The sequence below is a fragment of the Specibacter sp. NPDC057265 genome, from assembly GCF_042668835.1.
Classification (GTDB): domain Bacteria; phylum Actinomycetota; class Actinomycetes; order Actinomycetales; family Micrococcaceae; genus Specibacter.
The window spans coordinates 16,499-33,122 of the sequence record NZ_JBHUYE010000007.1; the positions used below are offsets into that span (position 1 = coordinate 16,499).

General features: G+C 62.8%; 16 protein-coding genes and 1 tRNA gene. 9 read left to right on the forward strand and 8 right to left on the reverse strand.

Features of this window, described 5'->3' with window-relative positions; genetic code table 11:
* Window positions 1–11 precede the first annotated feature (11 nt).
* The 3 genes from ACFUCV_RS07025 (at window position 12) to ACFUCV_RS07035 (ending at window position 3,836) form a co-directional block, all read left to right on the forward strand.
* Window positions 12–1,730 (forward strand): putative PEP-binding protein, encoded by a 1,719-nt coding sequence (locus ACFUCV_RS07025; RefSeq protein WP_380813890.1) that lies wholly within the window; start codon window positions 12–14, stop codon window positions 1,728–1,730.
* A 47-nt stretch (window positions 1,731–1,777) separates the two neighbouring features.
* The gene (locus ACFUCV_RS07030) at window positions 1,778–2,053 is read left to right on the forward strand and encodes an HPr family phosphocarrier protein (protein WP_380813892.1); all 276 of its coding nucleotides are present in this window, start codon (window positions 1,778–1,780) and stop codon (window positions 2,051–2,053) included.
* A gap of 178 nt (window positions 2,054–2,231) precedes the next feature.
* Complete coding sequence (locus ACFUCV_RS07035; RefSeq protein WP_380813894.1) at window positions 2,232–3,836, forward strand: MFS transporter; 1,605 nt, start codon at window positions 2,232–2,234, stop codon at window positions 3,834–3,836.
* Between the two features lie 112 nt (window positions 3,837–3,948).
* Here ACFUCV_RS07035 and ACFUCV_RS07040 read toward each other — a convergent pair whose 3' ends face one another.
* The 4 genes from ACFUCV_RS07040 to ACFUCV_RS07055 all read right to left on the reverse strand — a co-directional run bounded on the left by ACFUCV_RS07040 (window position 3,949) and on the right by ACFUCV_RS07055 (window position 6,172).
* A complete protein-coding gene (locus ACFUCV_RS07040; protein WP_380813898.1) occupies window positions 3,949–4,704 on the reverse strand; it encodes an SDR family NAD(P)-dependent oxidoreductase in 756 nt (251 codons plus the stop codon).
* The gene (locus ACFUCV_RS07045; protein ID WP_380813900.1) at window positions 4,705–5,040 is read right to left on the reverse strand and encodes a GNAT family N-acetyltransferase; all 336 of its coding nucleotides are present in this window, start codon (window positions 5,038–5,040) and stop codon (window positions 4,705–4,707) included.
* 112 nt (window positions 5,041–5,152) lie between these two features.
* On the reverse strand, window positions 5,153–5,986 hold the full coding sequence (locus ACFUCV_RS07050; RefSeq protein WP_380813902.1) for a hydroxymethylpyrimidine/phosphomethylpyrimidine kinase: 834 nt from the start codon (window positions 5,984–5,986) through the stop codon (window positions 5,153–5,155).
* Between the two features lie 113 nt (window positions 5,987–6,099).
* Window positions 6,100–6,172: transfer RNA gene (locus tag ACFUCV_RS07055), tRNA-Lys, on the reverse strand.
* 182 nt (window positions 6,173–6,354) lie between these two features.
* Between ACFUCV_RS07055 and ACFUCV_RS07060 the strand changes: the two genes are divergently transcribed.
* The 3 genes from ACFUCV_RS07060 (at window position 6,355) to ACFUCV_RS07070 (ending at window position 8,838) form a co-directional block, all read left to right on the forward strand.
* A complete protein-coding gene (locus ACFUCV_RS07060; protein ID WP_380813904.1) occupies window positions 6,355–7,002 on the forward strand; it encodes a hypothetical protein in 648 nt (215 codons plus the stop codon).
* Window positions 7,003–7,204: 202 nt separating this feature from the next.
* Entirely contained in the window at window positions 7,205–7,825 is a 621-nt protein-coding gene (locus tag ACFUCV_RS07065; protein ID WP_380813907.1) for a DUF47 domain-containing protein, read from the forward strand.
* Between the two features lie 5 nt (window positions 7,826–7,830).
* Window positions 7,831–8,838 (forward strand): anion permease, encoded by a 1,008-nt coding sequence (locus ACFUCV_RS07070; RefSeq protein ID WP_380813911.1) that lies wholly within the window; start codon window positions 7,831–7,833, stop codon window positions 8,836–8,838.
* 50 nt (window positions 8,839–8,888) lie between these two features.
* On the opposite strand, the gene pstB is transcribed toward ACFUCV_RS07070, so the two are convergent.
* Genes pstB through pstS form a run of 4 tightly spaced genes read right to left on the reverse strand, consistent with a single transcriptional unit; the run spans window position 8,889 to window position 12,895 of the window.
* Window positions 8,889–9,668, reverse strand: coding sequence for a phosphate ABC transporter ATP-binding protein PstB (gene pstB, locus ACFUCV_RS07075; RefSeq protein WP_380813914.1), 780 nt, complete (start codon window positions 9,666–9,668; stop codon window positions 8,889–8,891).
* 26 nt (window positions 9,669–9,694) lie between these two features.
* Complete coding sequence (gene pstA, locus ACFUCV_RS07080; RefSeq protein WP_380813915.1) at window positions 9,695–10,789, reverse strand: phosphate ABC transporter permease PstA; 1,095 nt, start codon at window positions 10,787–10,789, stop codon at window positions 9,695–9,697.
* 11 nt (window positions 10,790–10,800) lie between these two features.
* The gene (gene pstC, locus ACFUCV_RS07085) at window positions 10,801–11,721 is read right to left on the reverse strand and encodes a phosphate ABC transporter permease subunit PstC (RefSeq protein WP_380813917.1); all 921 of its coding nucleotides are present in this window, start codon (window positions 11,719–11,721) and stop codon (window positions 10,801–10,803) included.
* Between the two features lie 52 nt (window positions 11,722–11,773).
* Window positions 11,774–12,895: a phosphate ABC transporter substrate-binding protein PstS gene (gene pstS / locus ACFUCV_RS07090; protein WP_380813919.1), complete on the reverse strand. Its 1,122-nt coding sequence runs from the start codon at window positions 12,893–12,895 to the stop codon at window positions 11,774–11,776.
* A gap of 337 nt (window positions 12,896–13,232) precedes the next feature.
* Between pstS and ACFUCV_RS07095 the strand changes: the two genes are divergently transcribed.
* From ACFUCV_RS07095 to ACFUCV_RS07105, 3 genes are all read left to right on the forward strand, one after another.
* Window positions 13,233–14,888 (forward strand): MDR family MFS transporter, encoded by a 1,656-nt coding sequence (locus ACFUCV_RS07095; protein ID WP_380814162.1) that lies wholly within the window; start codon window positions 13,233–13,235, stop codon window positions 14,886–14,888.
* Window position 14,889: 1 nt separating this feature from the next.
* Window positions 14,890–15,372, forward strand: a complete 483-nt coding sequence (locus tag ACFUCV_RS07100; protein WP_380813922.1) for a MarR family winged helix-turn-helix transcriptional regulator — start codon at window positions 14,890–14,892, stop codon at window positions 15,370–15,372.
* 97 nt (window positions 15,373–15,469) lie between these two features.
* Window positions 15,470–16,603 carry an aromatic acid exporter family protein gene (locus tag ACFUCV_RS07105; RefSeq protein WP_380813926.1) on the forward strand — a complete coding sequence of 378 codons (1,134 nt, stop codon included), beginning with the start codon at window positions 15,470–15,472 and terminating at the stop codon, window positions 16,601–16,603.
* The last annotated feature ends 21 nt before the right edge of the window (window positions 16,604–16,624 follow it).

The window sequence follows — 16,624 nt, forward strand, 5'->3', positions numbered from 1 at the left end:
AAGGAGCCAGCGTGCAGAATTTTGTTGGAGTCGGTGTTTTCCGGGGCCGCGTGATTGGCCCGGCACAGCATATGCCGGCTGCTTTGGCTGAACCCCAGCCCGGAGAGCAACTGCAACCGTCGACGACGCCCGAGGCTGCCGCAGCCGCCCTGAAGTCTGCTGCTGCAGCCGTGAAATCCGATCTTTTGGAACGTGCCGTCCGTGCCGAAGGTGCGGGCAGGGAGGTCCTGGAGGCCACCGCGGCAATGGCTGCCGATCCCATGTTGATCAAGGCTGCGGTGAAATTGATTAATGCCGGCACATCACCTGAACGGGCCATCTGGGAGGCGGGGGAATCCGTTGCCCTGACCCTGGTGAAGTTGGGCGGATACATGGCTGAACGGTCCCGGGACGTCTTGGACATCCGTTCAAGGATCGTGGCGGCACTGCGCGGGGTCCCGGTCCCGGAAATCCCGGATTCTCCTGAACCGTTCATTCTCATTGCCGAGGACCTGGCCCCGGCGGACACCGCCACGCTCGATCCGAAGAAGGTCATTGCGCTGGTCACATCCGGCGGCGGGCCCCAGTCCCACACAGCCATCATTGCCCGCAGCCTTGGGCTGCCGGCCGTTGTGGCTGCGGTGGGGGTGCAGATCGTGGCCGAAGGAGAGCTGGTCTATGTTGATGGTTCCGCGGGAACCGTCAGCACCGAACCCGGCGCCCCCGAGCACGCTGCCGTGGCCCAGTGGCAGGAAAAGGCCTCCTGGCTGGAGGTCTTTGACGGCTCGGGGCAATTGGCTGACGGCACCCTGCTGCCGCTGCTGGCCAACGTTGGCGGCGCCAAGGATGCCCAGGAAGCTGCCGCTGCCAACGCCCAGGGCGTGGGCCTGTTGCGCACGGAATTTTGCTTCCTCGGCAACAGCGCCGAGCCCAGCCATGAGGAACAAGTGGCCGCCTACAGGGGCGTCTTTGATGCCTTTGCCGGCAAAAAGGTGGTGGTCCGCACCCTGGATGCCGGCGCTGACAAACCGCTGCCCTTTCTCACGGACAGCACCGAGCCCAACCCCGCGTTGGGTGTGCGGGGCTACCGCACCGAGCTGACGACGCCGGGGGTGCTCGCCCGGCAGCTGGCCGCCATTGCCGACGCGGGCAAAGCCGCGCAGGCCGATGTTTGGGTCATGGCCCCCATGGTTTCCACCGCTGCGGAGGCAGCTGACTTTGCCGCGCTGTGCGTGGCGGCGGGACTGCGCACCCCCGGTGTGATGGTGGAAGTCCCCTCGGCCGCCTTGACCTCACGCCATATTCTGGACCAGGTGGAATTTGTCAGCCTGGGCACGAACGATTTGACCCAGTACGCCATGGCCGCGGACCGGCAGCTGGGCCCCCTGGCCGCCTTGAACGACCCGTGGCAGCCGGCGGTTTTGGCATTGGTCCAAGCCACCGTTGCCGGCGCCATGTCACAGGCGAGGCATTCCCCTTCCCTTGGTTTGGACAGTGCACCTGTCAAAGCTGTGGGCGTCTGTGGTGAAGCGGCCGCCGATCCGGCCCTCGCCGTCGTGCTGGTGGGTTTGGGTGTCTCCTCCTTGTCCATGACACCGCGTGCGCTGCCGGCCGTGGCGGCCGTCCTGCGCACAGTGACCTTGGCCCAGGCGCAGGCACTGGCACACCGGGCCGTGGCGGCAGCATCAGCCGCCGAAGCCCGCGAACTGGTCAGGGCGGATCTGCCGGCGTTGGCAGAACTCGGACTTTAAAAACACAGGCCATCCCGGCCACCACCCCCAACCCTAAGGAGCACTTCATGATTGAACGTTCAGCCACCATTGCCAGCACCGTGGGATTGCATGCCCGGCCAGCCTCCATTTTTGCCGAGGCGGCCGGCGCCCTGGATGCCGAGGTCACCATTGCCCGGGTGGGGGAACCCCTGGAGGATGCCGTTGATGCCGACAGCATGCTTGCCCTGATGAGCCTGGGCGTGGAGTACGGGGAGGTGGTGGTGCTGCGCACCGCCGATGACTCCGCCGCCGCGGATTTGGAGGCATTGGCCCGCATTTTGGAGACCAACCACGACGCCTGAGGCAGGCATTCCCGACGCCGGTGCGGCTGCCGGATCAATCCGCCGCGACACACCGAAGGCAGCGCTTGACGAACATCACTTCCGAGCCCAAAATACCCCGCATGCTAGAATTTTAGGTCTGCCCACAGCGATGCAGCAGAAAGTCGCAAGCAAATGACCTCCTTAAGGGGATAGACAAATGCCCATAGACCGAAGCGTGACCCAGCCGGGACAAGGTGCCAAGGACACCTCGGACCGAGTCCAGACCAGACTAAAAAAGCCCCGCCTGCCGCCATTAAAAAAACGCCGGCTGGCCGTCGACGACGTCAATGTTGTTGACAAGCCAATGCTCAAAAAGGCGTTGGGCGGCACAGTGGTCGGCAACACCATGGAATGGTACGACGTCGGCGTCTTCGGATACTTGATCGGCACCATGGGGCCGGTGTTTCTGCCCGAGTCGGACCCCAGCGTGCAGACCCTGTTCCTGCTTGGCACCTTTGCCGCCACGTTCCTGGCCCGCCCGCTCGGAGGCGTGTTCTTTGGCTGGCTCGGTGACAAGATTGGCCGGCAAAAGGTTCTCGCCGCAACACTTATGGTCATGGCCGCCTCCACCTTTGCGGTGGGGCTTTTGCCCGGCTACACCCAAATTGGCATTTGGGCAGCGGTTTTGCTGGTGGTCCTGAAGCTGGTCCAAGGGTTCTCCACCGGCGGCGAATACGCCGGCGCCACCACCTTTGTCAGTGAATACGCCCCCGACAAACGCCGCGGCTTCTTCGCCAGCATTTTGGACCTTGGCAGTTACCTGGGCTTCGCCATTGGTGCCGCGCTGGTCTCAGTGCTGCAGCTGACACTGGGGCAGGAGACCATGGAGCAGTGGGGCTGGCGCCTGCCGTTCCTCATTGCCGGACCACTGGGCCTGATCGCCATCTACTTCAGAATGAAAATTGAGGAGTCGCCCCAGTTCCAAGCAACCCTGGACGCCAACGAGGAGAAATCCAAGTCGGCGGCCGCCGCGGATGAAGACACCTCCAGCGGCCCGGTCCATTTGGTCAAGGTTTACTGGCGCCAAGTGTTGCTGGCCATGATCCTCGTGGCGGCCGCCAATACCGCCGGCTATGCGCTGACCTCCTACATGCCCACCTACCTGACGGATTCGATGGGTTACAGCACGCTCGACGGCACCATTTTGACCATTCCCGTCCTGGTGATCATGGCACTGTGCATTCCGTTGACCGGTCGACTTTCCGACAGGGTGGGCCGCCGCCCGGTGCTCTGGGTGGGTGCCATCAGCACCGTGGTGTTGGCGGTTCCGGCATTCACGCTGATAGCAATGGGCCCCATTTGGAGCACACTGCTGGGCCTTGCCTTGATTGCCTTCCCTGTCACTTTCTATGTGGCAAATCTGGCGTCGGCCCTGCCGGCTTTGTTCCCCACCTCCAGCCGCTACGGCGGAATGGGCATCTCCTACAACTTTGCCGTGGCAATCTTTGGCGGTACGGCACCGTTCATTTGTGCCGGACTGATTGAACTTACGGGCAATGACCTGATGCCCGCCTACTACTTGATGCTGACCTCGGCTGTGGGCGCCGTGGGCATCTACTTCCTGCGGGAATCCGCGCAAAAGCACCTCCCCGGCTCCATGCCCAGCGTGGATTCGGTGGAGGAAGCACGGGAACTGGTGGCAACCCAGGATGAGAACCCCCTGCTGGACATGGACTACCTGCCCTTTGACGACTCCTATGAGCCGCCGCCGGCAGGAACCGGAATTGTCACCACCGTCGGCAAGCCCGAACACGCGGAATAAGCACCACGGGCGGTGAAATCCACAGCACGCCCGCAGTCCACGACAGCCGCGGCTGCAGGGCCTGCGGCCCGGACCCAAAAAGTCCGTGCCGCAGGCCCTGCAGCGTTCCAGTTCAGCTGTTGGCCGCAGCTGCCACCCAGCGGTCCGGAATCCAGCGGCTGGCGCCAATGAGAACCTTGTACCGCAGGGAGGGAATGGAAACGGCCTTGTTCGCGGCATTGTCCGCCAGCGCCGAGCCCACCACCTGCTCGGCCTTGAGCCACATCCAAGGCCGCACACGGCCCAGCCGCCCTCCCCTGCGTGCGTGGAACTCCGTATGGACCAGGCCCGGACACAGCGCGGTGACCTTGATCCCGCGTGGACCATACTGCAGCTTTGCATGGCGGCTGAAACTCACGCTCCACGCCTTTGCGGCGCCATAGCTGCCCCGGGGAATGAAGGCCGCCACGCTGGAGACGTTGATGATGCGTCCGGTGCCGCGTGCCAGCATGCCGGGCAGCACCGCGTGGCACAGCTCCAGGGGTGTCTGGGCCAGCAGGCGCAGCTGCGCAATTTCCTGGGCTGCGGCGCTCCTTTCAAAGGACTCCGCCACCCCAAAGCCGGCATTGTTCACCAGCAGCGAAATTGGCGCACCCGGGGCCGCCAGCCGCGCGCTGACGCGGGCCACGCCGTCGTCGGTTATGAGATCGGCGGGCAAAACCTCCACGGCCGCGCCAAACTCGCTGTGCAGCCGCGCTGCCAGCTCCCGCAGCCTGGATTCGTCCCGGGCCACCAAAACCAGATCATGGTCTGCCTGCGCCAGCTGCCGGGCAAACTCCGCACCCAAACCGGAACTGGCACCGGTGACCAGCGCAATGGGGGCGCTCATTCAGCCGCTTTCAGGAAAATCCGTGTGCTGCAGGTAGGCATCCGGATGCTCCTTGATGAAGTCGGCCACGAAAGCACAGTGCGGAATGACGCGTTTGCCCGCGGCAACAAGGTCATCGAGGGCATAGCGGACCAGGACCGTGGCCAGTCCCTGCCCTTCAAAGGCGGACTGTGCCTCGGTATGGATCAGGTCAAGGTGGCCGGGGCGGTCCCGGAAGGTGATGATCACAGCCAGTTCATCCACCACAAACAATTCATAACGGTGTTTGGCATCATTGCGGCCCATGCGAACCGAGGCGTTGTAGGGCTCAGATTCCGGGGCTGCTGTCGCGCTCATACAGCGAGCTTGGCACACCGGACAGGCACTGGCAATAACGATTTAGCCGGGAACCGGGCCGCTTGCCCCCGTATTGTTCAGTGGGCCCGGGCCCGGGCCTGCCAGCTGCCGTTTACGCGCCGGCACCGCCCTGCCACAGGGCCGTAAACGGTGCCCCCGAAGCCACCCGGTGCTTGATTCCGGCCGTGACAAAGGCTTTGGCGGTGCGGGCCGCTTCCAGGGGCGAGGCGCCCTTCGCCAGTTCGGCGGTGACGGCAGCGGCCAAGGTGCAGCCCGCCCCGGAGACGGCAACTTCACCAATTTTCGGCGCGGCAAGGATTTCCAGGGTCTGGCCGTCAAAGAAGACGTCCACGGCGTCGTCGCCTTCCAACCGCACCCCACCCTTGGCCAGCACCGCAGCGCCGGAAATTTCATGAATCCTCCGGGCGGCGGCCTCCAGGTCCGCAACATTGTTGATGGTCAAGCCCGAGAGTGATTCCGCTTCAAAGTGGTTGGGGGTGACGAAGGTGGCCAGTGGCAGGATCTGAGCCTTGAGCGCCTGGTCCGTGTCCAGGGCATGTCCGGGCTCCTGGCCCTTGCAGATCAACACCGGATCCAGCACCACGTGCCGGAAGGCGGCTGATTTGAGGGCGGCCTCCACGGTGGTGATGGTGGCCGGGCTGCCCAACATGCCAATCTTCACGGCCTCCAGCGTGACGGGGGCACCGGAAGCTGGCCCATACGCCGCAGTGGTGGCTTCGAGCTGGTCGGCAATGACCTGCTGGTCCACGGGCACAAAGCGGTGGTTCCAGTTGTCTTTGGGGTCAAAGGACACAATGCAGGTCAGGTTCACAATGCCGAAAACGCCCAGCTCCTGGAAGGTCTTCAGGTCCGCTTGGGCACCGGCACCGCCGGTCGCTTCGGAGCCGGCAATGGTCAGGGCAAGTGCAGGGGCAGAGGTTGTCATGGCACTATTTTGCCATTTGGGCAACACCGCGGAGTCCAGTGTTACTGTGACGGAACAAAAAAGAGCCGCGGACCGGAAACCATGATGTGTTTCCGGTCCGCGGCTCGTGCCGGTGGGCCCTGCGGGGCTCGAACCCGCGACCCACGGATTAAAAGTCCGATGCTCTACCAACTGAGCTAAAGGCCCGGCCTGTCAGCACTTTTCAAGGGCGTTTCCACCGATCAAAAGTTGACGCCTATTAGACTACCGCACAGCACGGACCAGAACGTAATTGCCGGCCCCGGCGCCGCAACGGAACCGCAGACGGTTCCGTGGTTCCGCTGGCGGACGTTCTCGACCGGACAGGACAGCGGGAGTAGTGTCGTGTCATGAACGATCGAGAAGCCGCTTCCGCCCCCCGACCGCACAAGCCGGTGCCGTTCGCACCTGCCGACTTTGAAGCGTATGCCGGTGGCACCGATCCGGCACGCGTTTCCGAGGCGGCCCATCTGGCCGCCCAGGCTCTTGTGCACAGCGGCCGTGCCAGCAATGACCCGGAAATCACCAAACGTCTGGTCAAGCTCGCGGACCGGCAGGGCCTTGAAGCCATTGCCGAAATTTGGGCCGCCAGTCCGGCCCGCTCCCTGCCCGGAGCCCTGTGGCGGCTCTATGCCTTGCGGGCTGCCACCTTGCAGGACCCCGAGGGCATCAGCGTGTTCTTCCGAGCCGGGCAGCACACGGCACAGGTCTCCAACGCGGTCGCAGGTGTGGCCGAACCTCCGGGTGCCCAGGAAATCACCGTCATGGCCAACGCCATCCTCTCCGGCGCCTTTGACGGAGACTTCGATGTGGCTTTGGAACGCTCCGCGGCCTTTTGCCGCGTGGTTGCCCTGGGTCAGGCCACGCTGGCGCAGGAACGCGAGGTTGCCCATGCCGAACATGCCAGTGCATTGACCAGGAAGGCTCATCAGCTGGTGCGCACGGCCGAGGACCTGGAAGGCGCAGCGAAAATGTGGCGCAGCGGCACCCTGGACTAGTTCCACGCCACTCCACGGCGCTCCAGTTGACAGCTGGCCCCAGACGTACAAGACTGAAAGCGGTGTCGAACCGTGGAACCCCCGGGCTCCATTTTATAGCCGCTTTGAGCGGCCCAGTGCCGAGAGGCGCTCCCGGTTCGGCACCACTTTTTTGCCCAGCGTCCGCCACGGATCCACGGGGCACCCGCTGACACAGAGGCCAATGGTGAAGCTGCGACTTTTTCCACAGGAGACGGCCGGACTGCAGGCACTGGCCCGCATGTCCGAGCACATCCTGGCCAGCACCCAGACCCTGGCGGAACTGCTGGGGGCCGCCCGGGCGGATTTTCCCGAGCTCACGCAGACGCTGCGGCGCCATGAGGCGGAGTCCACGGCGGACTTTGCCACGCTGCTCACCAATATGCGCACCAGCTTCATCAATCCCCTGCCGCGGGAAGACCTTTTTGCGCTGGGGCAGCTTTTAAATGAAACCAATGAAATACTCACCGGCGCAGGTGAGGTCATTGAACTCTATGTCCTGGACCGGATCCCCACCCGCGTCAGCGATCAATTGGAGATCTTGTCCCGCCAAGCGGAGCTGACGGCCACTGCCATGAAATCCCTCAATGACCTTGACGGTCTGGAGGACTACTGGCTGGAGGTGCTGCGCCTGTCCAAACGCGCCGACCACACCCACCGCGTGCTCGTCGCCGAACTTTTGGCCGCGCACAGTCCCAGCACCTTTGCCAAATACAGCACTTTGGCCGGGCAGCTTGCCGCCGCGAGCCGCCAACTGCGCACCGTGGCCACCCAGGTGGGCAGCATCATCGTCAAGGAATCCTGAGTTTGATGGTTTTCCTGCTGTGCCTTGTCATTGCCTTTGCAGCGTTCTTTGCCTTCCTCAACGGTTTCCGTGATGCGTCCGCCGCGGTGGCGCTGCCGGTGCGCACCCGGGCCCTGACGCCCTCCCTGGCCGTGTTGCTGGCAGCCGTGTTCAACTGCCTGGGGACACTGTCCAGCGTGGTCCTGACGGCGGCATTTGCCGAGCGGCTGTTCGTGGTTCCCCCCGGCAGGCAAGGTTTGGTGCTGCTGCTCTCAGCCCTCACCGCCGCATCCCTGTGGGGGCTGTATTTATGGTGGCGCGGCTACCCCTCCTCCTCCACCCATGCCCTCATCAGTGCCTTGGTGGGCGCCTCGCTGGGTTCGGCCCTGCTGGGCAGGCCAGCCCTGGAGGACATCAACGCCACCATGCTTTCATTGGTCCTGCTGCCGCTGCTGGTGTCGCCCGTGGTGGCCGTTGTCCTGGGCTTCCTCGGCGTCGTTCCCACCTCGTGGGCTGCGCGGAACACGGCACCCAGCAAAGTCAACCGGCGCATGCGGCAGCTGCAGAGCGTGGGCGGTGCCGCCGTGGCCTTTGGCCATGGCCTTCAGGATGGCCAGCGCACGACGGCGGTTGTCCTGTTCGCGCTGGTGGCTGCCGGCGTCCTGGGCGCAGGTGACATCCCACTGTGGGTGGTGCTGTTCACTGCAGTGTTCCTGACCGCGGGCACGGTGGTGGGCGGCTGGCGCATTTCCTACACCCTGGGCAACAGGCTGGTGCGGCTGGACCCCATGCGGGGGTTCGTGGCGCAAATGGCAGCCGCCGGCCTCTTGTTCGTGGGCGCCATCGGGCTGCACATGCCGCTGTCCACCACCCACACCGTCACGGCCGCCGTGGTGGGTGCCGGTTCCAATCAACGTTTTGCTGCCATCAACGGACGGGTGATGGCCCGCATTGCCGGAGCCTGGGTGGCGACGCCGGTGGCGTGCGTGCTCCTTGGCGCCGTGTTCTTCCTGGCCCTGTCCCCGCTGAGCTAGCAAGGACAAGGCAGCGGGGACAGGCCGGCGGGCGCCGGCGGTGCCCGGTGTTATCCGAAGCGTCCGGACACGTAGTCCTCAGTGGACTTTTGTGCCGGGTTGTTGAAGATGGTGGCGGTCTCGGCGAATTCAATGAGCTTGCCGGGCTTGCCGGTGCCGGCAATGTTGAAAAATGCCGTCTTGTCCGAGACGCGGGCCGCCTGCTGCATGTTGTGTGTCACAATCACCACCGTGTATTCATCCTTGAGCTCGTTGATGAGGTCCTCAATGGCAATGGTGGAAATGGGGTCCAGTGCCGAACAGGGCTCATCCATGAGGATCACCTGCGGCGAGACGGCGATGGCGCGGGCAATGCACAGGCGCTGTTGCTGGCCGCCGGACAGGCCGGAACCGGGCTTGTCCAGGCGGTCCTTGACCTCATTCCACAGGTTGGCGCCGCGCAGGGACTTCTCCACCAGCGCCTCGGCGTCGGACTTGGGCATGCGGCGGCTGTTGAGCTTGACGCCAGCGAGCACATTGTCGCGGATGCTCATGGTGGGGAATGGGTTGGGGCGCTGGAAGACCATGCCAATTTGGCTGCGCACCGTGACCGGGTCGACGCCGTCGCCGTACAGGTTGTCCCCATCCAGCAGCACCTTGCCCTCGACCCGCGCGCCGGGAATGACCTCGTGCATACGGTTCAAGGTGCGCAGGAAGGTGGACTTGCCGCAGCCTGACGGCCCAATGAAGGCTGTGACGGACTTGGCGTCAATGGTGATGTTCACGTCCTCCACGGCACGGAAATCACCGTAATAGACGTTCAAGTCACTGACATCAATTCGCTTGGACATAACGGGAGGTTCCAATCAGAAGTTGTTTAGCGGCCGGTTTTCGGCGCGAAAAGCTGGGCCACAAGACGGGCACCAAGGTTCAGCAGCATGACCAAAATGATCAACAGCAGCGCCGCAGCCCAGGCCCGCTGGGTGGAGGGGTCGGCGTTTGACGGCGAGGTGGGGGTCATGATCTGCGTGTAAATAAAGGTGGGCAGGGAGGACATCCAGCCGGAAAAGACGTTCATGTTGATGGTGGAGGCAAAGCCGGCAGTCACCAAAAGCGGGGCGGTCTCCCCAATGACCCGGGCAATGGCCAAGGTGACGCCGGAGGCAATCCCGGAGATGGCCGTGGGGACGACCACCTTGGCAATGGTGCGCCACTTCCGCACGCCCAGGGCGTACGCGGCCTCACGCAGTTCATTGGGCACGATCTTGAGCATTTCCTCACTGGAGCGCACCACCACCGGAATCATCAGCACCGACAGGGCCACGGCAGCGACGAAGCCGGTCTTTGTCCCCGGACCCAAGATCATGGCGAAGAATGCTGCGGCGAAAAGGCCGGCAACAATGGAAGGGATGCCTGTCATGACGTCCACCAAAAAAGTGATGACCTTGGAGAACTTGTTTCCGGCGCTGTATTCCACCAGGTAAATGGCGGTGAGCAGGCCCACGGGAACTGAAATGAGGGTGGACCACAGGGTGATCAGCACCGAACCCACCAGAGCGTGGTACACACCGCCAAGGACCGGGGTGCCATTGGCCGCGGCCGAGTTGTCCACGGCCCCCGTCACACCATTCATGGAGGTGGTGAGGAAGCCGGGCGTCAGCAGGCCGGGGACACCGTTGACCAGCACAGTCCAAATGACTGAGACCAGCGGCAGCAAGGCAATGAGGAAGGCCCCCACCACCAGTGAAGTGGCAAGCTTGTCAATGGCTTTGCGCCGGCCCTCCACGAGGGCGCTGGTGATGACGTTCGCGGCGGCAAACAACACTGCCGAGAGCAGTGCCCACCCAAAAACATGGAATCCAATCAAGGACATCAATGCGGCAGCCACCACCACGGCAGCCCCCGCAATGGCGTAGGAAGTGTAGCGTGGCAGCCGCCCGCGTGTCAGCGCCGAGCGCTTGCGTTCAGTCATGAGCGTTGCCATTAGTTGGCTCCCGAGAATTCTTTGTGGCGGTTGATGATCCAGCGGGCCACCATGTTCACCAGCAAGGTGATGACGAACAGGACCAGGCCGGCGGCTATCAGTTCATGCATGCGCAGACCGAAGGCTTCCGGGAAGTTCAGGGCAATTTCAGCGGCAATGGTTTGGTTTCCGGAACGGATCAAGGAAGCAATCAAGGGTCCGGATGAGAGGACCAGGGCCACGGCCATGGTTTCGCCCAGGGCCCGGCCCAAACCCAGCATGACAGCGCTGATGATGCCGCCGCGGGCGAAGGGCAGCACCGCCATGCGGACCATTTCCCAGCGTGTGGCACCCAGTGCCAGCGCCGCTTCCTGGTGCAGCATGGGGGCCTGCAGGAAAATCTCCCTCGTCAAAGAGGCAATGATGGGCAGCACCATGACCGCCAGCACAATGCCGGCGGTCAGGATGGTTTTTCCGGTGCCCGAGGCAGGACCGGCAAAAACAGGTATCCAGCCAGCGTGCTCGGCCAGCCAGGCGTAGGGGGTTTTTAGTTGCGAGGCCAGAAAGCTTGCCCCCCACGCTCCATAGATGACCGAGGGAATGGCCGCCAACAAATCCACCACATATCCCAGCCCGCGGGCCAGCCCCCTGGGGGCGTAGTGGGAGATGAACAGGGCCACCGCCACACCAATGGGGGTGGCAATAAGCAGGGCAATGGTTGCTGCGATGAGCGTGCCAATGACAATGGGGAAGATGTAGGAGAAGAACCCGTCTCCCCCGGTGATGTCGGACGCCGGTGCGCCAAAGGTGGGCAGGGCCTGAATAATTAGAAACAGTGCCACAGCAAACAGCACTACAACTATCAGCGCACCGGCGGCCAAAGCCGCACCGGAGAAAACCTTGTCTCCGATGCGGCCGGTTCCGACTTGCCCAGCTCCCACTTTTTTTGGTTCGAGCTCTGTGGTGGACAATCTAGTTCTTTTCTATTGACAGTTACTTGGCGGCAACGGAGATGGAGTCAATTGCCTTTTGGGCCTTGGTGGCAAGTTCTGCCGAAAGCGGTGCGCTCTTGGCGGCCTCCGCGGCCTGCTGCTGACCCTCATCACTTAAGACAAAGCTGCCAAAGGCCTTGACCAGATCCGCGGCGGCCTGGTCCGGGTAGCTTGCGCAGAACACTGCGTAGGAAACCAGGACCGCGGGGTAGGCTCCGGCTTCGGTGGTCTTGCGGTCCAGCTTCAGGGACAGGTCATTGGCGGAGCGGCCTTCGACGACGCTGGCGGCGTCAACGGCTGTCGCCGCGGCCTCGGCCGTGACGGCAACGAATTCCTCGCCCACCTTCAGCTCGGCCTTGCCCAGGGCTTCGGTGACTGCCGAGTCGTCGGCGTAGGTAATGGCGCCTGCCGTTTCAGTCACCGTCTTGACTACACCGGAGGTGCCCTTGGCGTTTTCCCCGGGCAGGCTGGCGGGCCAGTCGCCGGACTTGGCATCGGTCCACACACCGGAGGCTGCAGCAGCCAGGTAGTCGGTGAAGTTCTCAGTGGTGCCGGAGTTGTCTGAACGGTGCACGGGGGTGATGGCCAAATCCGGCAGCGCGGCATCGGGGTTGTTGGCGGCGATGGCAGCGTCGTTCCAGTTTTTAATCTCGCCCCGGAAGATCTTGGCGATGGTGTCGGCGTCGAGCTTGAGCTCCTTGACACCCTCCACGTTGAAGGCCACGGCAATCGGGGAAATGTACCAGGGAACGTTTATGGCTCCATCGGGACCGCACTTTTCCTGCGCGGAGGCAAGCTCTTCGTCCTTCATGTAGGCGTCCGAGCCGGCGAACTGGACCGCGCCGGCAATGAGGGCCTTGCGTCCGGCGCCGGAACCTTCGGGCGAGTACTGGATTTTGGCCCCGGTGTTCGCCGCTTCAAAGCCGGCCTTCCACGCATCCATGGCGGCGGAGATTGAGCTGGCGCCGGTTCCGGTCAGTGTTCCGGTCACGGAGCTTCCCGAGTTGGCTTCCGTGGTTCCGTTGGCGCCGGTGGAGACCACGTTGTCGGTGCCGCATGCAGTAAGTGCCAGTGCGCCGACGGTGAGCACTGCTGCCACGCGACCAATGTGAAGTGACTTCACGCTTTTTACCTCTTCGATGGGTTGTTTAGCTGCTTTACTCCTTGAGCGTAGGAGGGGGAGGTAACGCAACACCCTGGAGCAGGTGAACGGAAGGTTAACGCCGGGCGCATTCTTGGCCGTCCCATGGGATCCGGGTCACAGTCCGGCAGGCCGCGGCCGGCTCCCACCGGCGGTCCCGGATCCGAAGGTGGCCATGACCCAAGTCATAGGAAAAGTAGTTGTAAAATCACAACCAATTCTCTATAGTTGAAATTAATCAACTATAGAGACATTTGGAGTACCTTTGCCGCAAAAAACCATTACAGCTTCGGAAGCCCCCGGGGCCACCGAATCAGGCATGACCCACCGGCAGGTGATGCAGTCACTGACCGGCCTGCTCATGGGCATGTTCGTGTCAATCCTCGCCGGAACAGTGGTTTCGACGTCGCTGCCGGTCATCATCTCCGATCTTGAGGGCAGCCAAACCGCCTACACCTGGGTGGTGACAGCCACCCTGCTGGCCACCACCATCTCCACCCCCATCTGGGGCAAGCTGGCCGATCTAAGCAACCGCAAGCTGCTGCTGCAGCTCTCGCTGATTGTGTTTGTACTTGCCTCAGCCATTGCGGGCTTCTCGCAAGACACCTCGATGCTGATCACCATGCGCGTCTTCCAGGGTCTGGGTGCGGGTGGTTTGACAGCCCTGACGCAGATTGTCATGGCGGACATCATTTCCCCGCGCGAACGCGGCAAATACATGGGCCTGTTTGGCGCCGTCATGGCCCTGGGCACTGTGGGCGGGCCGCTCATTGGCGGATTCATCACCGACACCATCAACTGGCGCTGGAACTTCTTCATCGCCCTGCCGTTCGCCCTGCTGGCCGTGATCTTGATCCAAAAGACCCTGCGGCTTCCTGTCCAGGCCAAACGCAAGGTCAGCATTGACTACGCCGGCATTGTCCTGCTTTCAGCCGGCGTTTCCCTGCTTTTGATCTGGGTGTCCTTGGCCGGCAGCCAATTTGACTGGGCCAGCAGGGAAACGTACCTCATGGTGGGCGGATCCATCATCGCCTTGATTGCCTTCGTGTTTGTGGAACTGAAGGCAACGGAACCGATCATTCCGCTGAGCATGTTTAAAAACCGCACCTTCACGCTGTCAGTCGTTGCCTCGATCTCTGTGGGCGTGTCCATGTTCGGCACCTCGGTTTTCCTGGCCCAGTACATGCAGCTCGCCCGGGGCGCAAACGCAACCCAGTCCGGACTCATGACCATCCCCATGATGGCCGGCCTGCTCATCATCTCCACCATTGCTGGTGCCATGATCTCCAAGCACGGCAAGTGGAAGGCAATTATGGTGGCAGGTTCCATCCTCCAGCTGGCCGGCCTCTACCTGCTGAGCACCATCCACTACGACACGGATTTCGTGTTGGTCTCCGTCTACATGTTCATTCTTGGCGCCGGGCTTGGCATGGTCATGCAAAACCTGGTCCTTATTGTTCAAAACGCTGTCACCCCGGCGGAAATTGGCGTGGCCAGTTCCGGAATCGCGTTTTTCCGTTCCCTTGGCGGAACGGTTGGTGTTTCGGTCCTGGGTGCCCTCATGGCGACCAAGGTAACCGAACTGCTGCAGAACAGGTCAGCTGAGCTGCAGAGCGCAATCGCAGCTTTGGGGGAACAGGGCAAGGCACTTGGGGCCGCAATATCCAACGGGAGCATCCCGGCTGTCCACGGTTTGCCCGATTCGGTCAGGACCATCATTGAATCAAGCTATGGTGATGCAGTGGCACACATATTCCTTATCGCCGCACCTTTGAGCATTCTCACGATCCTGGCCATCGCATTTGTGCCGAACCTGCCGCTGAGCAACCAGACACGGCAGGAACGGGCCGAGTCGGATGCGGCACAAGGGAACAAGGACACCGCTGTGGAAGAGGCCGAACACATTCTCATGGACGTCAGTGAAGCAAGCGTTGGAATCACCCCGGCCGCAGAGCAGCCAACGGTCCGGCCCTGACATGCCGCAGACCACTGGGCCAGGCGCCCCCACACCGGACCTTGTTGAGGATGACATGCACATTGCCATCAAGGACACCCAACACCAGCTTGGTGCCATGCTGGTCCGGGCCCGCAAAAGCTTTCGGGCCCGGGCCGCGGAAATCCATCCCGAGCTCCAACCCATGGGTTATTCAGCTCTGCTGCTGCTCTCGCGTGGCGGCACATTGCACCAAGCGTCCCTGCCTGAACTATTGGATACCGACAAGGCAACCGTCAGCCGTTTGATCAAGCAATTGGAGGGCCTGGGGCTGGTGTTCCGCATGGTTGACCCCGACGACGCCAGGGCCCAGCTTGTCTCCCTGTCAGCGCAGGGACAGCAACGTTACGAGGTGTCCATGTCGGTGGCCCACCAACTGCTCGTGGACCGGCTCTCCCAGTGGGATGTTGCGGAAGTCCGTCGTTTTGCCGAACTTTTGTCACGTCTTAACGAAGATCCCATCTAGGCTCAATAATTTCCGAAAGCCACCACTGATGAAGCTCAATGCCTCCTTCGCCGCGTCAGAAGCGAAGGGGGCATTCGTGCGCGCATAGACTTGTTTGATGCAGGAATTTGCACCAGTTGCCCCCAGCCGGGCGGCAGCCACCGTGACGTTTGTCAAGCGCCGGGTCCGCCTGGGCCTGCGGCGCAGCCGCAATTCAGTGGTGCAGGCGCTGACCATCACCTTTTGCGCGGTGGGTGCCTACTATTTCTCCGAATTGGTGTTGGGACATCAGGGGCCGTTGTTTGCCGCCACCAGCGCCATCGTTGCCCTGGGATTCACCCGTGATCCGCGCCTGCGCCGGGTCTTGGAGGTGGGCATTGGCTGCACCATAGGCATCGCCTTGGGGGATTTCCTGCTGCACTGGCTGGGTTCCGGGATCTGGCAGGCCGCGCTGGTTGTTTTTCTGTCCCTGCTACTGGCCCGCTTCCTGGACAGCGGCGCCATTTTCACCACCCAGCTGGCCCTGCAGTCATTGCTGGTGGTGCTGCTGCCCATTCCCACCGGCGGGCCCTTCTCCCGCAGCATTGATGCGGTGGTTGGCGGCAGTTTTGCCCTGCTGCTTACCTTCCTGATTCCGCGGGACCCGCGCCGCGAGCCGAAGGACAATTTAAAGGAGATCCTGGGCGAGCTGGCTCTGGTGCTGCGCGAATGCGCTTCGGCGCTGTCCTATAACGATGCCACCACGGCCTGGCACGCGCTCTCCCGCGCCCGCGGCCAGCAGCAGCGCATTGACCAGATGCGCCAGGGCCTGCGTGGCTCGGTGGAAATTGCCACACTGGCACCCCGTTACCGCCGGCACCTGCAGGAGGTGGAGGGCATGGCGCAGCTGATGCTCCGGGTGGACTACGCCATGCGCTCGAGCCGCATCCTGTCCCGCCGTCTGGCCAGCGTCATTAATAATGCCTCCCTGACCGACGCCGGGACCGTGCACCTTGCAGAGGTCCTGAGCCAAAGCGCGGCGGCTGTGGATGAACTCGGTGCCGCCGTGTCCGGGGAACATCACCCGGGAACCTTGGCCGGCGCCCGGGATTCCCTGGCTGACATTGCCATGGGCCTGCATCCGGCACTGTTGGAGATCACCCAAATGGAGGGCGAAACCCTGGTGCTGCTTTTTCGCACCCTGATGGTGGATTTGCTGGAGGCTGCCGGCATGGAACCTGCAGAAGCCCGGGCCCTGCTGCCCCGCCTCTAGCTGCAACAGTGTCAGACCCCG